The following is a 19,294-nucleotide window of genomic DNA, read 5'->3' on the forward strand; positions in this document are numbered from 1 at the left end:
TTTAAATAAACATACCTTTATATACTATTTAAATTAAATATTTTATTAGTAAAAATTTAACATATTTTTTTGTTTTCTTAAATTTTACTATACTACTTTTAATAATTGATTGGAGGTTTTAAATTGACCGATGTTGAAATTAAAATTGAAAACATTGTTGCTTCTGCAAGCATTGGTAAGGACATCGTCTTAACTGAAGTGTCCGAAGCTTTAGAAGGGGTTAATTTTAATCGTGAACAGTTTCCGGGATTAGTTTTTAAACTTAAAGATCCTAAAACAGCAGCATTAATATTTAGCTCTGGTAGGCTTGTTTGTACTGGTGCAAAATCTATAGGTGATTCTAAATTAACAATCAAAAAAACTGTAGATTTGATGAGGACAATAGATACTGAAATTCCTCATGAATTCGAAATTAAAATTCAAAACATTGTGGCTTCTGCAAACTTAGAATCCACATTAAACTTAGAAGCCGTTGCTTTAGAATTGGAAGATACTGAATATGAACCAGAACAATTCCCTGGTTTAGTATACAGATTATCTGACCCTAAAGTTGTGCTATTATTGTTTGGTTCCGGTAAAGTTGTTTGTACTGGAGCAAAAACAAAAAGCGACGCTAAATTAGGTGTCGAAAGAGCTTACGATAGATTAAGTGAGCTAGATTTAATATAATTGGTGGTATTATTGATTAAACTTGTAGTATTTGACTTAGATAACGTTATTATTGATGGTGAAGCAATAGATGAGATAGGAAAATTAGCAAATGTTGAAGAAGACATAGCTGCAATTACTGAAAAAGCTATGCAAGGTGAAATTGACTTTGAAACTTCTATTAAAGACAGAGTACAACTTCTCGAAGGAACTTCTATCGAAGATATCGAAAAAGTTGCAGAAGATCTTCCATTAATGCCTGGAGCTTGCAAAACCATCAAATGTCTAAAAGATAAAGGTGTAGATGTAGCTATCATTAGTGGTAGTTTTGATGTAGTGGCTGATAAAGTAACTGATAAACTCGGAGTTGACACAGTTTATACTAATAGTTTCACAGTCGAAGATGGTAAATTAACTGGCGAAGTGACTGGTCCTTTAGTATCTGGTAATAAATTAGATGTATTAAAAGACCATGTTGAAGAAGCAGGAATTACTTTGGATGAAGTAGTTGCTGTTGGAGATGGCGCTAACGACATTTCCATGATTGAATCAGCAGGTTGCGGAATTGCATTCAATGCAAAAGACTCCGTAAAGGAAATTGCTGATATAGTAGTAGAAGAAAAAGACTTGTGCAAAGTCTTATGTGAAATTATAGATCAATTAACCACTGATGATGCTGAAACTGAAACTGTAGAAGAAGAAGTAGTTGAAGAGGCTCAAGAAGCTGAAGAAGAAGTAGTTGAGGAAGCTGTTGAAGACGAAGCTGCTGAAGCTGAAGAAGAAGTAGTTGAAGAGGCTGCTGAAGAAAAAGCTAAGCCTAAAGCTAAAAAAGCTGATAAAGGTCTTCCTGAATCCAATTTTGTTCTCGCTGACACCATGGAAGGTGTAAGAAAACAAAAAGATGAAAAAGAAGCTGAAATCTCCAGAGTTGCTGACGAAAGGGAAGAATTCAACAAAATAGCTAAAGAACAACGTAAAATTAGAGATGAATTAAACGCATCTTTAAAAGAAAACTTAAACAAAGCTATTGAATTCAGAAACGAACGTAACGAAATCAACAAAGCTGTCGAAGAAGCTAAAAAAGCTCGTAACGACGCAAATAATAAAATTAAAAGTTTAGAATGGTCTTCAGGTAAACGCGATAAAATCAAAATAGAAAATGAAATCAAAAAAATTGATAAAATCATTGAAACTCGCGTTTTAGACATTAAAAAAGAAAATCAGCTTGTTAAAAATGCAAACGACTTGAGAAAACAATTAATGGAAATTCATGAAGATGAATCCGTTAAATCTGAAGCTCAAGAGCTTAAAAAATTATCTGAAGAAGAGCACGAAAAAGTTATTACACTTTCCGAACAAGCTCAAGCAGCTCACGAAGAAATGCTTACTTACTTCAGAAAAACTGATGATATCAGAACTGCAGCTGATGAAGCACACAAAAAATTCATCGAAGCACGTAAAAACGCTTCCGCTAAACATGAAGAATTCAAAGCTATTTTAAGCGACATTCATGTTATCAACAAAAAATTAGGTTCCAATAAACCTAAGAAAAGAAAACATGATAACAAATCTTCCGGCGGTTCTAACAAAAACCGTGAAGAAAGACAAAGAGCTGAAGAAATCTTTGAAAAATTCAAAAATGGTGGAAAAGTTTCTACTGAAGAGATTTTACTCTTACAAAAATACAATATAGGTTAAATTTAATTTAACCTTTTAATTTCTTTTTTTTAAGGTTTTTAGCATGGCAGAAGAAAAAATCGAAACTTGTTTTATCTGCGGTAAGAAATTTGACATGAACAAAGCCGATCTTGCCTATTACCGTAATGGTAAATTTCCAATCTGTGATTTTTGCGCTGATTTTTACCGTTTTTATGATGAAAAAATAACTTTAAATAAAAAATAACTATTTTTAATCTTTATTTTTAAATTTCAGTTGCTTATATTTGACATGCATATAATTTTTTTCAATAGAAATATTTTTATATTAGAAATTATTTTAAATTAAATTCATATTATTTCTTATTTTTAGTGAGGGAGTTTGAAATATGCATGAAGTAATAATATGTGAGAAGCCGAGTTCAGCTGAAAAAATAGCTAAAGCACTTTCACCAAGTGCAAAAAAGAAAGTTTATAACAAAAAAGTGAAATATTGGGAACTTGAACGTGATTCAAAGAACATCACCGTTTTATCTGGTGTTGGCCATCTGTACTCATTGATTCCTAAGGATACCAGGTTCAATGTATCTTTCAATCTGCATTGGGTACCGTCCTATGAAGCAAGTAAAACCAGTTCCTATACTAAAAACTATCTTAGGGCCATTAAGAAGTTTGGAAAAGATGCTGACTCTTATATTCATGCTTGCGATTATGATGTTGAAGGAACATTAATAGGCTATAACGCCTTAAAATATGCCTGTGGCGAAGACTCCCTTAAAAAAGCATCCAGGATGAAATTTTCAACTTTGACCAAAAAGGATATCATCGACGCTTATGAAAACAGAATAGACATTGACATGCATCAGGTAGATAATGGTATTGCTCGACATATTTTGGACTATTACTTTGGAATGAACCTTTCAATTGCCCTTTCAAATACCGTACGCAAGACAAAGCACAGATTTTTAAAGTTATCTGTTGGTAGGGTTCAAACTCCTACATTGTCCATTTTAGTTAACCGTGAAAAGGAAATAAGGGAATTTGTCCCTGAACCTTATTGGGTCATAAGGGCTATTTTGGACTTTGAGGACATTGAAATCAAGCATGTTGCTGGAAATATTTTTGACCGTGAATTGGCTGAAGAGATTTTTAATAAGTGCAATGGAAAGGATGCAGTTGTTGATAAGATTGAGATTTCAAATTCAAAAACCAGACCTCCTGTTCCGTTTAACTTAAGCGGTCTTCAGGCTGAAGCATACAGTGTTTTCGGTTTTTCACCTAAAAGAACTCAAGTTGCCGCCCAAAACCTTTATAGTGCAGGGTATACTTCTTATCCACGTACTTCTTCTCAAAAATTGCCTGAAAGTTTAGGTTTTGCTTCCATTTTCAAACAATTGTCCGCTAATCCTGAGTTCAAAAAGCACATAGATCAGCTTCCATCCAGATTAAAACCAAACAACGGTAAAAAAGAGGATGCGGCTCACCCTCCTATTCACCCGACAGGCATTTTACCGGGCAAATTGAATAGTGACGAGCAGAAAATTTACAGTTTGATTGTTTACAGGTTCATTGCAGTATTCTTCGATGCCGCTAAATTCGAAACCATGAAAACCACCTTGGATATTGAAGGCGAAAAGTTCAAGTTTTCAAGAAGAAGGGTTACCTATAAGGGATGGATGGAACATTATCCGTTCAAAAAAATTGACAATGAAAAGTTCCCTGATGTCAAAGAGGGTGATGTCATGAGCGTCAAGGAATTGATTTCCGATGAAAAGGAGACCAAACCTCCTGCCCGTTATAATCAGGCATCTTTAATCAAGGAACTTGAAAAGAAAAACCTTGGAACCAAGGCTACCCGTGCTGATATCATTGACAAATTATATGACAGGAAATATATAGAAGGAAGCAAGATTGAAGTCAATTCCCTAGGTGAAAATCTGATTGATACATTGAATACCTATTGTAATAATTTAACCAGTGAAAAATTGACCAGATCCTTGGAAATCAAACTCGAAGACATTAACACAGATAAAACTACCCGTGACAGTGTTGTTGATGAGGGAGAAAAAGAGGTTAAAGAGATTTTAGGTGACATTAACAAGAATGTTGAAGGTATTGGCTCTAAACTTTATGAGGCTTATCAGGCAGGTAATATTGTTGGCAAATGCAGTTGTGGAGGCAGTCTTGTTAAAAGAAAAGGCCGTTACGGCTCCTTTGTAGGATGTACCAATTATCCTGATTGTAATGTAACTTATTCCCTTCCTAAAAACTCAAGGGTTCTTAAATCCACATGCGAGAAATGTGGCCTTCCTATGATTTCAACCGGCAAGGGCAAAAATCTTCAGAGGATGTGTCTTGACCCTAATTGCGGAAAGGAAAATACCAAACCATATACTCCTGAAAAGGTTGGGGAATGTCCTAAATGTGGCAAACCTCTTTTAAAACGTTCCGGACGTTTTGGAGAATTCATTGGTTGTAAAGGTTTTCCTAAATGTAATTTCACATGTTCTGTTGAAGAGCTTGAAAGCAAACTCAAATAACTTTACTTTTTTTCATTTTAATTTTACTCTTTTTGAAATTTTGCTTTTTGTGGGATATGCACAATATTTAATAATGTAAAAAAATATAGATATATACCAATAAAAATATTTTCAATAAATGATATTTTTATTTTTATAATTTAATTTGATAATTTATGAAATTGTTTTGTTATGAAACAATTGTTTTTAATGACTTAAAATGAGGATTTTGATGAATAGAGAAACTTTAATGACAATAACTAAGTCAGTTATCATTATTTTGATTTTGATGGCAGTTGTTTTTGCATTGAAAGCACCTGCTTCTGATTTAAACATGATTCCTGACGAGATTAAAGGTGAATATGTCGATTCTTCAGGTCTTCCTTATTTCAGTGAAATGGATTCATATTATAACTTAAGGTTGACTGAGGACTACATAGATCACGGTTATGTCGGAGACGAGATGGTTAATGGTAGCGAGTGGGATATGCATAGGTATGCGCCTACGGGTAATGAAATCAATTACGAACTGGGTATCGTTTATGTGACTTCGTTTTTAAATGATTTGGCTAATCAATACTTCGGAGACATGTCCGTAAGGGAAGTTGCATTCTGGACTGGAGCAATTATATCTACTCTTGCTGTGATTCCGGCATTTATATTTGCGAGAAGATTAACTAATGATTGGGGAGCGATTGTTGCAACCATAATTATTGTACTTGCTCCAAACTACTTTGCGCACACTTTCCCAGGATTTTTCGATACAGATATGTTCTACTACATATTTTCCCTGTTCTTTATATTCTTCTTTGTAGAGAGTATACGTGCGAAGAATATAATATTTAAGGTATTATTCGCAGTTCTATCCATTATTTCAATTGGATTATTTGCTCAATCATGGACAGGTTATATCTTTTATGTAGGTCTCATGGCCATATTCTCTGTCGTTTATTTAATTGCATGTTATTACTTTAATCTTGGTGATGATAATCAATCCGAATATGACAGTAAAATTAAATGGTTTATCCATCAGAGGGATTTATTCTCAATTGTTCTTTTAGGAATAGTTGGATTTATAGGTCTTGCTGTTTTCCAAGGTATAGACGGTGTGACCGGAATATTCGGAAGATTGCTCAACTTGCTTTCACTGCAATCTGCTTCCGTTGTAGTTGGTGGATTCCCTAACGTACTTATTTCTGTTGCTGAGATGCAGATGCCTGCTTTGCTTGGTGGCGGAATGGCTTCAATGTTTTTAGCTAATACCAATGGTGTAGTCAACGGTATGGGTGGAATGTTCGTATTCCTCGCAGGTTTGGTTGTATTATACACTTTAGTAACAAGAGCTTTGAAATTCAGAGAAGTGAAAGTAAAAACCACTTCAACTTCTGATAAAAAACCGCACAAATCCAAAAGAACTTCCTCTGCTAAAAAACTTGATGACGAACGTAAACTCAAACTCAACATCGGAAACTTCGAATTCGGTTCAAATGAGGAACTCCTCTCATCCAAACGCCTTACCGTATTATACGCATGTCTGTTTGTCGTATGGGTAGTAATCACTGCTTTAGCTGTAAGTAGAGGTTCAAGGTTCATTACAACAATCGTATTACCGTTCGGTCTTATGGCAGGTATTTTCATTGGATTTGCAATGAATTATGTTAAAAACAAATTGGATGATGACAGATGGATTGTCGTAATCATTGCTTTAGCAGCATTCCTGGCTGCAGTTCCATTGGCCATGATCAATACCATGTACGGTGCTGCCTTATTCATAATTATTATGGCAATCGGTTTATTTGCCGTTTACGGTCTCAAATCAACTGCAGATAAGAAGATGCCTCTTAAAAAGTATGTCGTAATAGCTGCGATTATTTTGGCATTGATTACTCCAAGTATCTGCGGAGCTTATCAGACTTCAGAAAGTGTTGTTCCGGGTACCAGCGATGCAATGTGGAATGCAATGACATGGATTGATGAAACCCAACCTGACGATACTGTAATTACATCCTGGTGGGACTTCGGTTACCTCTTCGAAATTGCTGCCGATAGGCAAGTAACATTCGACGGGGGTTCCCAAGCTGGTGAACGTGCGTTCTGGCTTGGTCAAGCGATGACAACCGATAATCTGGAATTGTCTGCAGGTATTTTCAGAATGCTGGATACAACAGGTGACAAGGCCGTTGAAAAACTGGTTAATGTAACAGGTGATACCGGTAAGTCAACTGACATCATTATTGATATCTTACCGAAAACATCTGACGATGCTTTGAAAACATTAACAAACAAATATCACTTGTCAGCTAGTGATGCAAAAGAGGTAGTTTCATACACTCACCCTGAAAACCCACGTCCTGTAATATTTGTTGCATCTTCAGATATGCTTCAAAAAGCTGGTTGGTGGACCTACTTCGGTGCATGGGACTTTGAAAACCAAACTTCTGAAAACTACAACTATTACGTTCCAACTTCTCAAGTTGAGGTAAAACCTGGTCAAACCGGCAAATTGCCGTTACTTGAAGATCAAGGAATGACCATCAATGCAGTTATTCAAAGAGGTTCAGGCAACAATTCCACAACTGCTTATACTGAAGCGGTATACACCGAAACAGGTGAGCAAATATACGTCAATGACACTCCTTACAACCCGTTAAACATTTCCGATATAATTGTTATTGAAGACGGTTATATCATGAAAAACGAGTCTGTCGGAGACGTCAAAAATGCAAATTACACATTATTCCTGATGGGTAATGAGAATCAGTACACACCAATTTTGATTAGTAATGAACTGTCAAATTCAATGTTCACTAAACTATATCTTTTAGGTGGTGCCGGTCAAAACATATTTGAAAATGTCCACGTGGAAAATGGTGTAATGCTGTTCAAAGTAAACTTTAATAACACCAAAGCCGGTGCATAATTAGGATTCAATTCCTAATTTTCTTTTTTTTATTTTTTCTAAATTTTTACATTTAGCCCTATTTTTCAATGTATTTATATGATAAAAGATACATAAACTATTTCATAAGAAATACTTTTATCATGTTCATTATGGTGATTTAATGGGAATTGAGGAGAAAATTAAAGATATTGAGGAAGAAATTCAAAGGACTCCCTATAATAAGGCTACTTCCCACCATATTGGTAAACTTAAGGCTAAATTATCCAAATTAAAAGAAGAATCATTACAAAGAAGCAGCGGAGGCTCTAAAGGACAAGGTTTCCATGTCAAAAAGTCAGGGGACGCTACAGTTGTACTTGTCGGGTTTCCATCTGTGGGCAAATCCACTCTCTTGAATAATATTACAAATGCCGAAAGTAAAGTCGGCGCTTATCAGTTTACAACATTAGACATTGTTCCGGGTGTAATGGAGCATAAGAATGCAAAAATCCAGATTTTTGATATTCCAGGTATCATTACCGGTGCAAGCAGCGGTAAGGGAAGAGGTAAGGAAATTTTATCTGTAGCCAGAACTGCAGATTTGATATTGGTCGTGCTTGACACTTTCAATCCGCAACATATTGATGTTATCATTAAGGAATTGAGAGCTATTGGTATCAGGCCTAACGAACAGCCGCCGGACGTTACCGTTAAAAGGAAAAAGTTGGGTGGTGTTAAGGTGTCTTCAACCTGTCCGTTGACTCATATGGATGAGAAGACAATCCGTTCCATCCTGAACGAGTACGGATACATCAATGCTGATGTGCTCTTTAGGGATGACGTTACAATGGATCAGTTCATTGATGTGCTTGATCGAAACAAATCCTACGTTCCTATGTTGGTTTTATTGAATAAGGTGGATTTGGTGGATGATGCCTATGTTGAAGAGCTCAAGAAGTACATTCCTGAATTCATTCCAATTTCTGCCGATAAAAATACAAACATCGATGAGCTAAAGGACATTATCTTTGATAATTTGGATCTTGTTAGAGTTTATCTCAAACCGCAGGGAAGAAAGGCGGACATGCAGGATCCGTTGGTCATTAAAAAAGGAACCACAGTAATTGAAGCCTGCCGCAAGCTGCACAGAGAATTCGTCAAGAACTTCCGTCATGCAAAGATTTGGGGAACTTCCGTTAAATTCCCAGGCCAGAAGGTAGGGCCGGACCATGTTCTTGAAGATGAGGATGTCTTGAGAATCATTCTTAAAAAATAATTGATAATATGAGTGAAGCTATTTTTATAACCGGCACTCCATGCACCGGAAAAACAACAATTGCATCCAAATTGAACGGGCGCTTAATTAAAATCAATGATTTGGCTATTGATAATGATTTTATCTTAGGCATTGATGAGGAGAAGGGATATAAGGTCATAGACATTGAAAGATTATCTTCTTATGTGGATGAACTCATAAGGGACTGTGATGAAAAGCTTATTTTTGAAGGCCACCTGTCCCATTTATGCAATGGGGCCACTAAAGTAATCGTTTTAAGGGTCAGGCCTGAAGTTCTCGAAGAGCGCCTGAAGGCTCGAGATTATTCAGATGCGAAAATCCGTGAAAACCTGGAAGCCGAGGCTCTTGGCGTCTGCTCAGCTGAAGCTTATGAAAAGTATGATGATGATGTCTATGAGCTTGATGTAACCGATTTGTCTGTTGATGAGGCAGTTTCATTAGTTGAAAATGTGATTTTGAATGGCGGGGATTTTCCTGTCGGCAGTGTTGATTATATGGACTGGCTGGTTTCAAACCAATAACAATTTTTCGCAATCACAACAATTTTCTTAAATGGATTCAATTTTATTAAATCATTACAATTTTACTTATTTAAGTAAATATTTTATTTAAATTATTCTGTTTTTAAAATACGCTTTTGTGATTTTTCGTTTTTGCAAAATATTTATATATAATCGACTTCATATATCTATTTGACTTAACTGGCCGGTTTCAGTCCAAACTCCGGTGGAAAATATATTGATATTGATAGATAAGGTTGTGGCAATATGGCAGAAATAAGTTTTGATATCGATGATAATCTTCTCAAGGATTTCAGAAGGCATATGGAGGATGTTAAATCCTCTCCCGATGAACTAATTGAGAAGTATATTCGCCAGGGGTTAATTAAAGAAGAAGGACGTGATACTATGGTAATGGTATGTTTAAACGAGAACGTTACAGAAAAAGTAAACATTGTTGTAAAATTAACAGGCAAAACTCCTGAAGAGGTTGTTAATGAGAATCTCTGGGACAATTTAGAGCATGTTGAAGATATTCCTGATGAAATTGATTATGAAAAAATTTGGAATATGCTTGATCATGACAAACCTGAGGGGGATGATGTTTTAGATAGACTTAGTAAAATTAATAAACTCAATCAAATGTAATTTTTTCATTAACACCACTTGAGGGATACATATGATATTTTTAGATACAACCTACATCAATGGATTGATTATTAAAAGAGATTCATTTAATGATTTTTCCAATTCTCTAAAACAATTTTTACAAAAAGAGTCTAAAGCAACTAATATAACAGTATTAGTTGAGGTATTGAACAGTCTAAAACCATATAACTTCGTGGGGGACGTTGATGAAATAATTAATCAATTTTTGCGCCTTGAAGTATTTGATTTTCTAACGGCTGATGACTACAAAGAAGCTATGGAATTATTCAAATTCTACAACTTCAGCATTAATTTTGCTGACTGCACAATTTTAGTTTCAATGCAGAAGCATGGAATCAACAAGATTGCTACTTCCGATTCTCATTTTGACAAAATCAGAGGGATTCAAAGGATAAGTGGGATTTATTAAGCTATTTATTTTTTTCAGATTTGGATTTTCACATAAAAATTCCAAATTTCCACAACCTTTATAAATAGTAATATACATAATTATTCTTAATATTCATATTAACCTAAGGTTATTGCAACTATGGTTTTTGTTTTAATTTGCGCAAATCATTTTAATTCAATTTTGAATATTATATCCTACATTCTAAAGGAGGATATCTTTGAGTAGAGGAAAACGACCAAAGTGGATGATTGATATTGCGATTGAAAGAATGGATATTCTTTTTTCTCGCGCTGAGATGGAATTCATCACCCATCCTGAGAGATCCAATCGCTACGTTGAACTTGCGTTGAAATTGTCTACAAAATACAATACAAAAGTCCCTGATAAATGGGCCAGAAGGTATTGTAGGAACTGTAAATCCTTTCTCAAGCTTGGTCGCAATTGCACCGTCCGGCTAGTTAACGGAGAAGTTAACATTTTTTGTGGTGAATGCGGTCATGTCATGAAGATTCCTTATCATAAGGAACAGAAAAATAAAAGGAGAGCTAAATATGAGTCACGACAAAAAGGAAATGATGAATAGAGCTCTTTCTGCTATGACAATTAACATCGGTAAAAGCGGCGTCAATGAAAACGTTATCGAAGAAATCAAACGCCAGCTTAAAGCTAATGAGATTGTCAAACTTAAATTTGCAAAAAATATCGCTAGAGATAAAGATAAATATATAGACGACATTGTCACTCAGACAAAAGCTAAGCTTATTGACGTTAGGGGACATGTTGCTGTTATTTATAAGAAAAAGCCTTAAACATTTTAAATTTAGAGTTACAGGCCCTATTTTTTTAGGTCTTAAATTTACAGTGGATTAAGCTACAATAAAATAAATATTGGAGAATTAATATGACTACTGTATTTGATGTACCTGCAGATTTATTAATTGAAAAAGTCGCAGAAGAATTTAAAAATAATGATAAAATCAATTCCCCTGCATGGTCCAATTTTGTTAAAACTGGTGTTCACAAGGAAAGAAAACCAGAAAATGCTGATTGGTGGTATGTAAGAACTGCTTCTATTATCAGAAGAGTTTACATGGACGGTCCTGTAGGAGTTATGAGTTTAAGAACTTTTTACGGTGGTAAAAAAGACCGTGGAGTACGTCCTGAAGTTTTCAGAAAAGGTAGCGGTTCTATTGTAAGAAACGCTTTACACCAACTTGAAGACGCAGGATACGTTGAAAAAGTTGAAGGTGGAAGAGTTGTTACTCCAGCAGGAAGATCATTCTTAGATAAAATTTCTGCTGAAATCATTAAGGATATTCCTGAACTTGAAAAATACTAATTAATTTATTTGGAGAGTTTGATATGAGCGATTTAGATGAAATTCGTCAAAGAAGAATGGCTGAATTACAAGCTCAACAGGCTGCTATGCAAAACCAAGCTCAACAACAGGCAATGGCTCAAGCACAACAGCAGGAAGCTCAAGCAAAATTTGAAGCACAGAAAAAACAGATTCTTGCTCAGATTATGACTTCTGAAGCTCGTAATAGATTAGCTAATCTTAAACTTACCAAACCTGAAATGGTCAATCAGATTGAAATTCAACTGATTCAATCCGCTCAGGCAGGCAGTTTAAGAGGAAAAGTGACTGACGATCAATTGAAAGTTCTCTTACGCCAGATTGCTGGTCAGAAAAGAGAAATTAAGATTACAAGGAAATAATGTCAATGAAAGCTGGCGTATTATATAGTGGAGGCAAAGACTCATCTTTTGTGGCGGTAATGCTTGAAAGATTAGGTCTTGATGTCGAATTGTGCACTGCAAACTTCGGTGTTTATGATTCATATATTCCAGCCAGCAAATCTGCCGATGCATTGGGTTTTAAGCACAATGTCTTGAAGATGGACAAAGACATTCTGGATAAAACCTGCGACATGATTATGGAGGACGGATTTCCCAACGATGGAATCAAGTTCATTCATGCACAAACTGTTGAAGCGATTGCAGATGATTATGATATTATTGCAGACGGAACAAGAAGGGATGACAGAACTCCCAAATTAAATGTCAATCAAATAAGAAGTCTTGAAGACAGGAAAAATGTACAATACATTAACCTTGACAGTTTCGGACACAAATCCGTTAAACTGATAACATCAAACCTGTTTGAAATTTCTCATGAAAAGTCAAATAGGGACAACAGTTCAGATTTCGAGGTTGAAATCAGGACTTTGATTGATGAGAAAGGAGGAAATTCACTGGACATATTCCCTGAACATTATCAAACTCGCGTTATTGGATATAAAAAATAATTATTATTGTTACAGGTGAGAAAATGAGTAGAAATAAACCATTAGCTAGAAAATTAAGAATGGCAAAAGCAAACAAACAAAACAGGAGAATTCCAATCTGGGCTTATGCTAAAACTAATCGTAAACTTAGATACAGACCAAAACCTAGACATTGGAGAAGAAACAGTCTTAAATTATAATGAGGGGTTATTATGGAAAGAGTTTACACAATTCCACTTAGAAATGTAAAAGAAGTTAAAAGGACCATTAGAGCTCCTAGAGCTATCAGAGAAATCAAAATCTTCTTAACCAAACACATGAAAGCTGAAGAAGTAAAAATTGATGAATCTATCAATCATGCTATTTGGGAAAGAGGTATTCAAAAAATACCTTCTAAAATTACTGTAAAAGCAGTTAAAGATGATGATGGTGTTGTAACAGCTACTTTAGCAGAATAGCTTCGTTATTTAACGCCAAGTATTGTGAGGTGACAATATGTTGAAAAGAGTTGATATAGTTAACAACCCTAATGTCGGTGTATTCATTACAGCCACCGATGATTATGCTATCATTCCATACAATCTTTTGGATGAAAAGGCACAAATCGTCGAAGAGGCTTTGGAAGTTGACATTATCAGAGCATCCGTTACAGGAAGCAACCTTATTGGATCTTTAGCTGTAGCTAATTCAAACGGTATAATTGTTCCCCCACAGGTTTTAGAAAGAGAAGTCAAACAGTTTGAGGAACTAGGTTTAAACGTCGGCATTGTTCCTGGCGAATATTCCGCATTAGGAAATATTGTTGCAGCCAATGATAAAGGAGCAATAGCAAGCCACTTTTTATCTAGCAAAGCAATCAAGGTGATTGAGGAAACCTTGGATGTTGATGTCGAGCCGAAAGCAATTGCGGACATGGACATTATAGGGTCCTTGATTCAGGTAACTAACAAAGGATTCTTGGTTAGTAAGAATGCAACCGAAGACGATGTTGACTTTGCTCGTGAAGTATTTGGTGTTGAAGGGGACATTGGTACTGTAGGAAGAGGTATTTCTTTGGTTGGGGCTTGTTCCATTGCAAATTCAAATGGAGCAATCGTCGCTAAGGATAGTACCGGTCCTGAAATGGCTAGAGTTGAAGAAGCATTAGGCTTTTTGGATGATTTTTAATTAATAATCAGAGGGATTTTATATGATAACAAAAATTTACAGAGTTAAAGGTACTTTTGTAATGGGCGAAGAATATCATAAGTTTACTAAAGAATACAAAGCTACTTGTGAAGCTGAAATCGAAGAGAAAATCTACGAACGTTTCGGAAGTAAACATGGTATTACCAGGAATCAAATTTCTATTGCTGAAATTGAAGAGATTGCTCCTGAAGATGTTGTAGACCCTATCGTAAAAGAAATTTTATAGTCGCATTGAAGGTGTAATCATGGAAGATCAGCAAAGATTAAACAGTCTTTTAAATGAAATCAATGCATACTCACAGCAAGCTCAATTAATTCAACAACAAATTGAAATGATTCAAGCTTCCATTGCTGAAGTTGATGCATTATCCAACACTATCGATGATATCGAAGGCAAAGAATCTATCGAAGCTTTCGTGCCTGTAGGTGCTGGTGCTTTCATTAAAGGTGAACTTAAAAGTACTGACGAAATCATCGTAAGTATTGGTTCCGGTATCGCTGTTAAAAAGGATGCAGACGGCGCTCGTGAAATTATCGCTGGGCAAAAAGAAGACTTAAAAGATAGCTTAGATAAAATGTTAGCTAACTTACAGCAAGTCACTGACATTGTTGGTTCTCTTCAAGCTCAAGCTGAGCAAATTGCTGCAGCAGCTCAAGGTAATATGACCCAAATGGGTTAAATACCTTTTTTCATTTTTTTTTAAAAAATTTTTATAAACTATTTTTTTCTATTTTATATCGAATTTAATGATTTTAAAGTTGTTTTTACTATTTTTTTAAATATTATGAAAAATAAAAGTATAAATAATTAAATTTCTAACTAACTAAAAGGTTGGGTTAATTTTGTTTGAATCATTGAAAAAGAAATTTTCACGTACAAGTGAAAAATTAGAAGAAGAGCTTATTGAAGAAGCAGAAAAAGAAAACAATCTTCAAGAAGAATCCGGTAAAAGATTCTCATTTTTCTCATTCGGTAGGAAAAAAGAGGAAAAAGTAGAAGAAGATGAGTCCAACTTGCTTCCTGAAGCCAGTGAAGAAACTGAAGAAGCTCCTGAGGAGATTGTGGAAGAAGTTTCTGATGAGGAAGTTGAGGAAGAAATTCCTGAAGAGGAAGCTGATGAGGAACTTCCTGAAGATGAAGTTGAGGAAGAGGATTCTGAAGAGGAAGTTGTTGAAGAGAAGAAGTCTCACTTTTGGTCTAGAAATAAGGATAAAGATAAAGAAGATTCTGAAGATGAAGTTGAGGAAGAGAAGAAGTCTCACTTCTGGAGCAGGAACAAGGATAAAAGTGAAGATGAGGAAGCAGAAGAAGAGGATTCTGAAGATGAAGTTGAGGAAGAGAAGAAGTCTCACTTCTGGTCTAGAAATAAGGATAAGGATGAGGAAGCTGAGGAAGAGGATTCTGAGGATTCTGAAGAGGGTGAAGATGAGGAAGAGAAGAAGTCTCACTTCTGGAGCAGGAACAAGGATAAAAAAGAAGAGGTTTCTGCTGATGGCGAAGCCAGTGGAGGAATATTTTCCTTTGTAAGGGAAAAGACCATTCAAGAAAAGCATGTGGATGATATTCTATTTGAACTTGAAATGGAGCTTCTGCAGGGGGATGTTGCTATGGAAGTGGCTACCGAAGTTGTGGAAAGCGTAAAAAACGACCTTGTCGGTAAGAAAATCAAAAGAAGCAATGACATTACCGAATACACTTACCTCGCACTTAGAAATGCGGTATCCGATATCATAGACATTCCGGGAAAATCCATGACCGAAATGATTGAAGCCAAAAAGGCAGAAGGAGAACCGCTGGTTGTAATGTTTGTCGGAATCAACGGTACAGGTAAAACAACCACAATCGGTAAACTGGCTAATTATTACTTGAAAATGGGTTATACTCCTGTTATTGCAGCTTCCGATACTTTCAGGGCAGGCGCAATTGAACAGGTAACCTATCATGCCGATAATGTTGGAGTTAAGATTATCAAGCACCAAAAGGGTTCAGATCCTGCGGCCGTTGCATATGATGCAGTTGAACATGCAAAGGCACAAGGAAAAGAATTGGTTTTAATCGATACTGCCGGAAGAATGCAAACCAATACCAATCTTATGGATGAAATGAAGAAAATCAAAAGAGTTTCAAATCCAGATTTGGTCATATTCGTTGGAGACGCATTAACCGGTAATGATGCAACCGAACAGGCCAAGAAATTCAATGAAGCCATTGATATTGATGGAGTAATATTGACCAAGGCTGACGCAGACAGCAAAGGCGGAGCATCACTTTCCATCGGTTATGTAATCAAAAAACCAATCATGTTTTTAGGTGTCGGTCAGGGATACGACGACATCAAGGAATATGACCCTGAATGGATGTTGGACCAACTGTTCAGTGAAGATGAAGAAAGTGATTTGGCACTTGCAGAGGAATAGATAATGAGTATTAATCGTTTATTGACTATTATTTTGATAATTTTGATTATATTGGCCGTTGCATTGACAGTCACAGGCACAGCGGAACTGGTTCCTAGTGAACCTAAGGAAAACGTTTCGATAGCTATTACAGGCGATGTCATGTTTGCGCGCAATATGCCTGGTGTTTTAAGCCTTGAATCATCTCCTTTCAGCGGAGTAAGCAATGTTACTTCAACCGTTGACTTGCTGCTGGTAAACTTTGAAAATGCGGCAACCACTTCAGGGGATGCTCTTAAAGGTGATGTTCCTCTAAAATGCGACCCGAGCTATGTTCCATTAATCAAGGCAAATAACAATACAGTAGTCTCAATTGCAAACAATCATGCATTGGATTATGGCATTGGTGGAATGCATGACACTATACAATACCTGAATGATGCCGGCGTAACTCCTATCGGTGCCGGAGACAATGAAGATGAGGCTCACCAAGCTGTTGTAAAAGAGATTAACGGCCGCAAAATTACAATTTTAAATTATATGGATTCAAACAACTTCGCCGAATATTCCTATGATGTAATGCCTTATGCAAATGGATCCAATCCGGGATATTCTGCATATGATTCGGATGACGCTCAAAAACAGATTGCCGAGAACAACGATTCAGATTTGATTATTGCATATTTGCACTTTGGTAATGAGTATTCAAATTCACCAAATGAAGACCAAGTTCGTATTGCTCATGAGCTGATTGACTATGGAGCGGATGTTGTAGTAGGTTCCCATCCTCATGTGCCTCAGGGAATTGAGATGTATAACGGAAAACCTATATTCTACAGTTTGGGAAACTTCATATTCGACCAATCCAACGAGGCAACCCATGTAGCTTACTTTGTTCAAATAAACTTGGTAAATGACACAGGCATCTGCACAATCTATCCGATTTACATATCCGGCTATTTACCTCAATATATGGATTCCGAAAGTGGAGCCAGTCTTTTGAGCGGTTTGTATCCAAATGCTGATGAATTAGAAATTACAAATGGAGGAATTGGAAAATTACAGTTTAATCTAACTGGGTGATTATTATTAATTTAAAAAAATTATTTATCATTTGCATGGTTTTAGGCGTTCTGACGATTTCATGCGCCAGTGCAAATGATTTGAACGTGACTGATGAAATTGAAAGCGTCTCTGTGAATGAGGAGATTGCTGTAAACGATACTGCTGACAGCGTTGTTGTCAAGAATGCAAGTTATGAAGTGTCCAACAGGACAAACTACATTAACGGCAGCAATTTTAATGTAAAGGTAGTCGATGACAACGGCAGCGTTCTTTCAAATAAGAGCGTCCTGTTCAGCGTAGACGGGAAAAAGTCATACGTCATCACTGACGGCAGCGGCGTTGCAAAGCTTAACTTAAATTATACTATGGGAACTCATGTAATCAAATATAAACTAAAGGATAATGAGTATAGTGCAGTCACCGCTTCAAAGACAATACTGCTTTTGAGCACAAAAAAATCCAAAATAAAGGCAAAGGACTATACCGCCTACAAGGGCATTGAAAATCCTTATACTGTTGTTTTGACTGTCGGTGGAGTTCCTTTGGAAGGGCGCAAAATCGCTTTTACAATAAACAATAAGACCTATGTTCGAAAGACCAATTCCCAAGGACAGGCCGTTTTGAACATCAAGCTTAAGGTCGGAACCTATAAGGTCGGCTATAACTACACCGGAGAGGACAATATCAAGCCACGTTCCGGTGAGGTCACAATTGAAGTTAAAAAGGGAATGCCTACATCAATCAAGAAATACTATTCTACAATCTATAGGCACAAGACTTCAGCTGCCTTCAAGATTAAGGTATTGGACGAGCGCGGAAATCCGGTTGCCAATAAAAACGTCAAATTCACAATCAACAAGAAGACTTACACAGTCAAGACAAACAAGAATGGAATAGCCAAAATCAAGATTAAATTGTCCAAGGGAACCTATAAGCTGACGGCCAAATTCCCGAAGGATTATCCGTATAAGTCCTCTTCAAAGACATACACAATAAAGGTCAAACCTAAGCAGGCCAGAAACAACGGCTTTTGGCTTTTGTCAACCGATATGGATAAGGTTGATTTTGACAAGCTGGAAAAGCTCGGAACCAAGCATATCTTCCTGAACGCCAAATGCGTTGAACGCTTTGGCAAGCTTCATGTCGAAGAGTTTATCCGCAATGCAAACGCCCATTCAATAAAGGTTCATCTGTGGGTTCAAGTGTTCTACAGCGGCGGTGAATGGGTAAGTCCCGTCAAGAAGGGCAAGTACAATTACGATTTCATGAAATCGAAAATTACCGAATGCAAGAAATATGCCAAAATAAAGGGTCTTTCCGGAATTCACTTCGACTATTTGAGATTCCCGTATGGAGCTTACAATCATAAAAACGGTGTAAAGGCAATAAATTACTTTACCAAAAAGGTATGCACAGCAATTCATAAAAAGAATTCAAAACTAATAATTTCAGCTGCAGTAATGCCTGAACCGTCCGTCATGAAATCAGAATATGGTCAGGACATTGCGACAATATCCAAGTATCTGGACGTAATCGTTCCGATGGTTTATAAGGGCAATTATCATGGAAGCGCTTCCTGGATTCAGAAAGTGACACAGACATTCGTTAAGAAATCCAATGGAGCAAAAATCTGGACAGGTCTTCAGTCTTACAGATCCGATGAGGATTGGACAAAACTGTCATCAAAAGAACTGATGAATGACGCTGATGCGGCCGCATTGGGCGGAGCACATGGTGTCATCCTATTTAGATACGGTTTATTCAATGATTTGAACTTCAATGAGGTATAGGTGAT

Annotated in this window: 22 protein-coding genes; all 22 read left to right on the top strand. The window is 36.3% G+C overall.

Going from position 1 to position 19,294, the window contains the following annotated elements:
* Positions 1 to 123 precede the first annotated feature (123 nt).
* The 22 genes from ACKI3D_RS01120 to ACKI3D_RS01225 all read left to right on the top strand — a co-directional run bounded on the left by ACKI3D_RS01120 (position 124) and on the right by ACKI3D_RS01225 (position 19,289).
* A complete protein-coding gene (locus ACKI3D_RS01120) occupies positions 124 to 669 on the top strand; it encodes a TATA-box-binding protein (RefSeq protein ID WP_407391527.1) in 546 nt (181 codons plus the stop codon).
* 12 nt (positions 670 to 681) lie between these two features.
* Positions 682 to 2,346, top strand: a complete 1,665-nt coding sequence (gene serB, locus ACKI3D_RS01125; protein ID WP_407391529.1) for a phosphoserine phosphatase SerB — start codon at positions 682 to 684, stop codon at positions 2,344 to 2,346.
* A 43-nt stretch (positions 2,347 to 2,389) separates the two neighbouring features.
* Positions 2,390 to 2,551: a hypothetical protein gene (locus tag ACKI3D_RS01130; protein ID WP_407391531.1), complete on the top strand. Its 162-nt coding sequence runs from the start codon at positions 2,390 to 2,392 to the stop codon at positions 2,549 to 2,551.
* A gap of 142 nt (positions 2,552 to 2,693) precedes the next feature.
* On the top strand, positions 2,694 to 4,844 hold the full coding sequence (topA, locus tag ACKI3D_RS01135) for a DNA topoisomerase I (protein WP_407391533.1): 2,151 nt from the start codon (positions 2,694 to 2,696) through the stop codon (positions 4,842 to 4,844).
* A 211-nt stretch (positions 4,845 to 5,055) separates the two neighbouring features.
* Complete coding sequence (locus tag ACKI3D_RS01140) at positions 5,056 to 7,743, top strand: STT3 domain-containing protein (protein WP_407391535.1); 2,688 nt, start codon at positions 5,056 to 5,058, stop codon at positions 7,741 to 7,743.
* Between the two features lie 142 nt (positions 7,744 to 7,885).
* The gene (locus ACKI3D_RS01145; RefSeq protein ID WP_407391537.1) at positions 7,886 to 8,980 is read left to right on the top strand and encodes an OBG GTPase family GTP-binding protein; all 1,095 of its coding nucleotides are present in this window, start codon (positions 7,886 to 7,888) and stop codon (positions 8,978 to 8,980) included.
* An 8-nt stretch (positions 8,981 to 8,988) separates the two neighbouring features.
* The gene (locus ACKI3D_RS01150; protein WP_407391539.1) at positions 8,989 to 9,522 is read left to right on the top strand and encodes an adenylate kinase family protein; all 534 of its coding nucleotides are present in this window, start codon (positions 8,989 to 8,991) and stop codon (positions 9,520 to 9,522) included.
* A 246-nt stretch (positions 9,523 to 9,768) separates the two neighbouring features.
* Complete coding sequence (locus tag ACKI3D_RS01155; protein WP_407391541.1) at positions 9,769 to 10,149, top strand: hypothetical protein; 381 nt, start codon at positions 9,769 to 9,771, stop codon at positions 10,147 to 10,149.
* 31 nt (positions 10,150 to 10,180) lie between these two features.
* Complete coding sequence (locus tag ACKI3D_RS01160; protein WP_407391543.1) at positions 10,181 to 10,579, top strand: type II toxin-antitoxin system VapC family toxin; 399 nt, start codon at positions 10,181 to 10,183, stop codon at positions 10,577 to 10,579.
* 199 nt (positions 10,580 to 10,778) lie between these two features.
* On the top strand, positions 10,779 to 11,144 hold the full coding sequence (locus ACKI3D_RS01165; protein WP_407391545.1) for a ribonuclease P protein component 4: 366 nt from the start codon (positions 10,779 to 10,781) through the stop codon (positions 11,142 to 11,144).
* Positions 11,113 to 11,370 (top strand): YhbY family RNA-binding protein, encoded by a 258-nt coding sequence (locus ACKI3D_RS01170; RefSeq protein ID WP_407391547.1) that lies wholly within the window; start codon positions 11,113 to 11,115, stop codon positions 11,368 to 11,370. Before ACKI3D_RS01165 ends, ACKI3D_RS01170 begins: the two co-directional genes overlap by 32 nt.
* A 92-nt stretch (positions 11,371 to 11,462) precedes the next feature.
* Positions 11,463 to 11,900 (top strand): 30S ribosomal protein S19e, encoded by a 438-nt coding sequence (locus tag ACKI3D_RS01175; protein WP_407391549.1) that lies wholly within the window; start codon positions 11,463 to 11,465, stop codon positions 11,898 to 11,900.
* A gap of 23 nt (positions 11,901 to 11,923) precedes the next feature.
* A complete protein-coding gene (locus ACKI3D_RS01180) occupies positions 11,924 to 12,280 on the top strand; it encodes a DNA-binding protein (RefSeq protein WP_407391551.1) in 357 nt (118 codons plus the stop codon).
* 5 nt (positions 12,281 to 12,285) lie between these two features.
* The gene (locus ACKI3D_RS01185; protein ID WP_407391597.1) at positions 12,286 to 12,870 is read left to right on the top strand and encodes a hypothetical protein; all 585 of its coding nucleotides are present in this window, start codon (positions 12,286 to 12,288) and stop codon (positions 12,868 to 12,870) included.
* Positions 12,871 to 12,893: 23 nt separating this feature from the next.
* Entirely contained in the window at positions 12,894 to 13,049 is a 156-nt protein-coding gene (locus ACKI3D_RS01190) for a 50S ribosomal protein L39e (protein WP_149731730.1), read from the top strand.
* Between the two features lie 12 nt (positions 13,050 to 13,061).
* A complete protein-coding gene (locus ACKI3D_RS01195) occupies positions 13,062 to 13,307 on the top strand; it encodes a 50S ribosomal protein L31e (protein ID WP_407391553.1) in 246 nt (81 codons plus the stop codon).
* Between the two features lie 37 nt (positions 13,308 to 13,344).
* Entirely contained in the window at positions 13,345 to 14,016 is a 672-nt protein-coding gene (locus ACKI3D_RS01200) for a translation initiation factor IF-6 (RefSeq protein ID WP_407391555.1), read from the top strand.
* Between the two features lie 22 nt (positions 14,017 to 14,038).
* A complete protein-coding gene (rpl18a, locus tag ACKI3D_RS01205) occupies positions 14,039 to 14,263 on the top strand; it encodes a 50S ribosomal protein L18Ae (RefSeq protein ID WP_407391557.1) in 225 nt (74 codons plus the stop codon).
* Positions 14,264 to 14,282: 19 nt separating this feature from the next.
* Positions 14,283 to 14,717, top strand: coding sequence for a prefoldin subunit alpha (gene pfdA, locus ACKI3D_RS01210; RefSeq protein ID WP_407391558.1), 435 nt, complete (start codon positions 14,283 to 14,285; stop codon positions 14,715 to 14,717).
* Positions 14,718 to 14,880: 163 nt separating this feature from the next.
* A complete protein-coding gene (gene ftsY, locus ACKI3D_RS01215; protein ID WP_407391560.1) occupies positions 14,881 to 16,455 on the top strand; it encodes a signal recognition particle-docking protein FtsY in 1,575 nt (524 codons plus the stop codon).
* A gap of 3 nt (positions 16,456 to 16,458) precedes the next feature.
* Positions 16,459 to 17,517, top strand: coding sequence for a CapA family protein (locus ACKI3D_RS01220; RefSeq protein WP_407391562.1), 1,059 nt, complete (start codon positions 16,459 to 16,461; stop codon positions 17,515 to 17,517).
* Between the two features lie 35 nt (positions 17,518 to 17,552).
* Positions 17,553 to 19,289, top strand: a complete 1,737-nt coding sequence (locus ACKI3D_RS01225; protein ID WP_407391563.1) for a putative glycoside hydrolase — start codon at positions 17,553 to 17,555, stop codon at positions 19,287 to 19,289.
* Positions 19,290 to 19,294 lie beyond the last annotated feature (5 nt).

Source organism: Methanobrevibacter sp., from assembly GCF_045586545.1.
GTDB lineage: Archaea > Methanobacteriota > Methanobacteria > Methanobacteriales > Methanobacteriaceae > Methanocatella.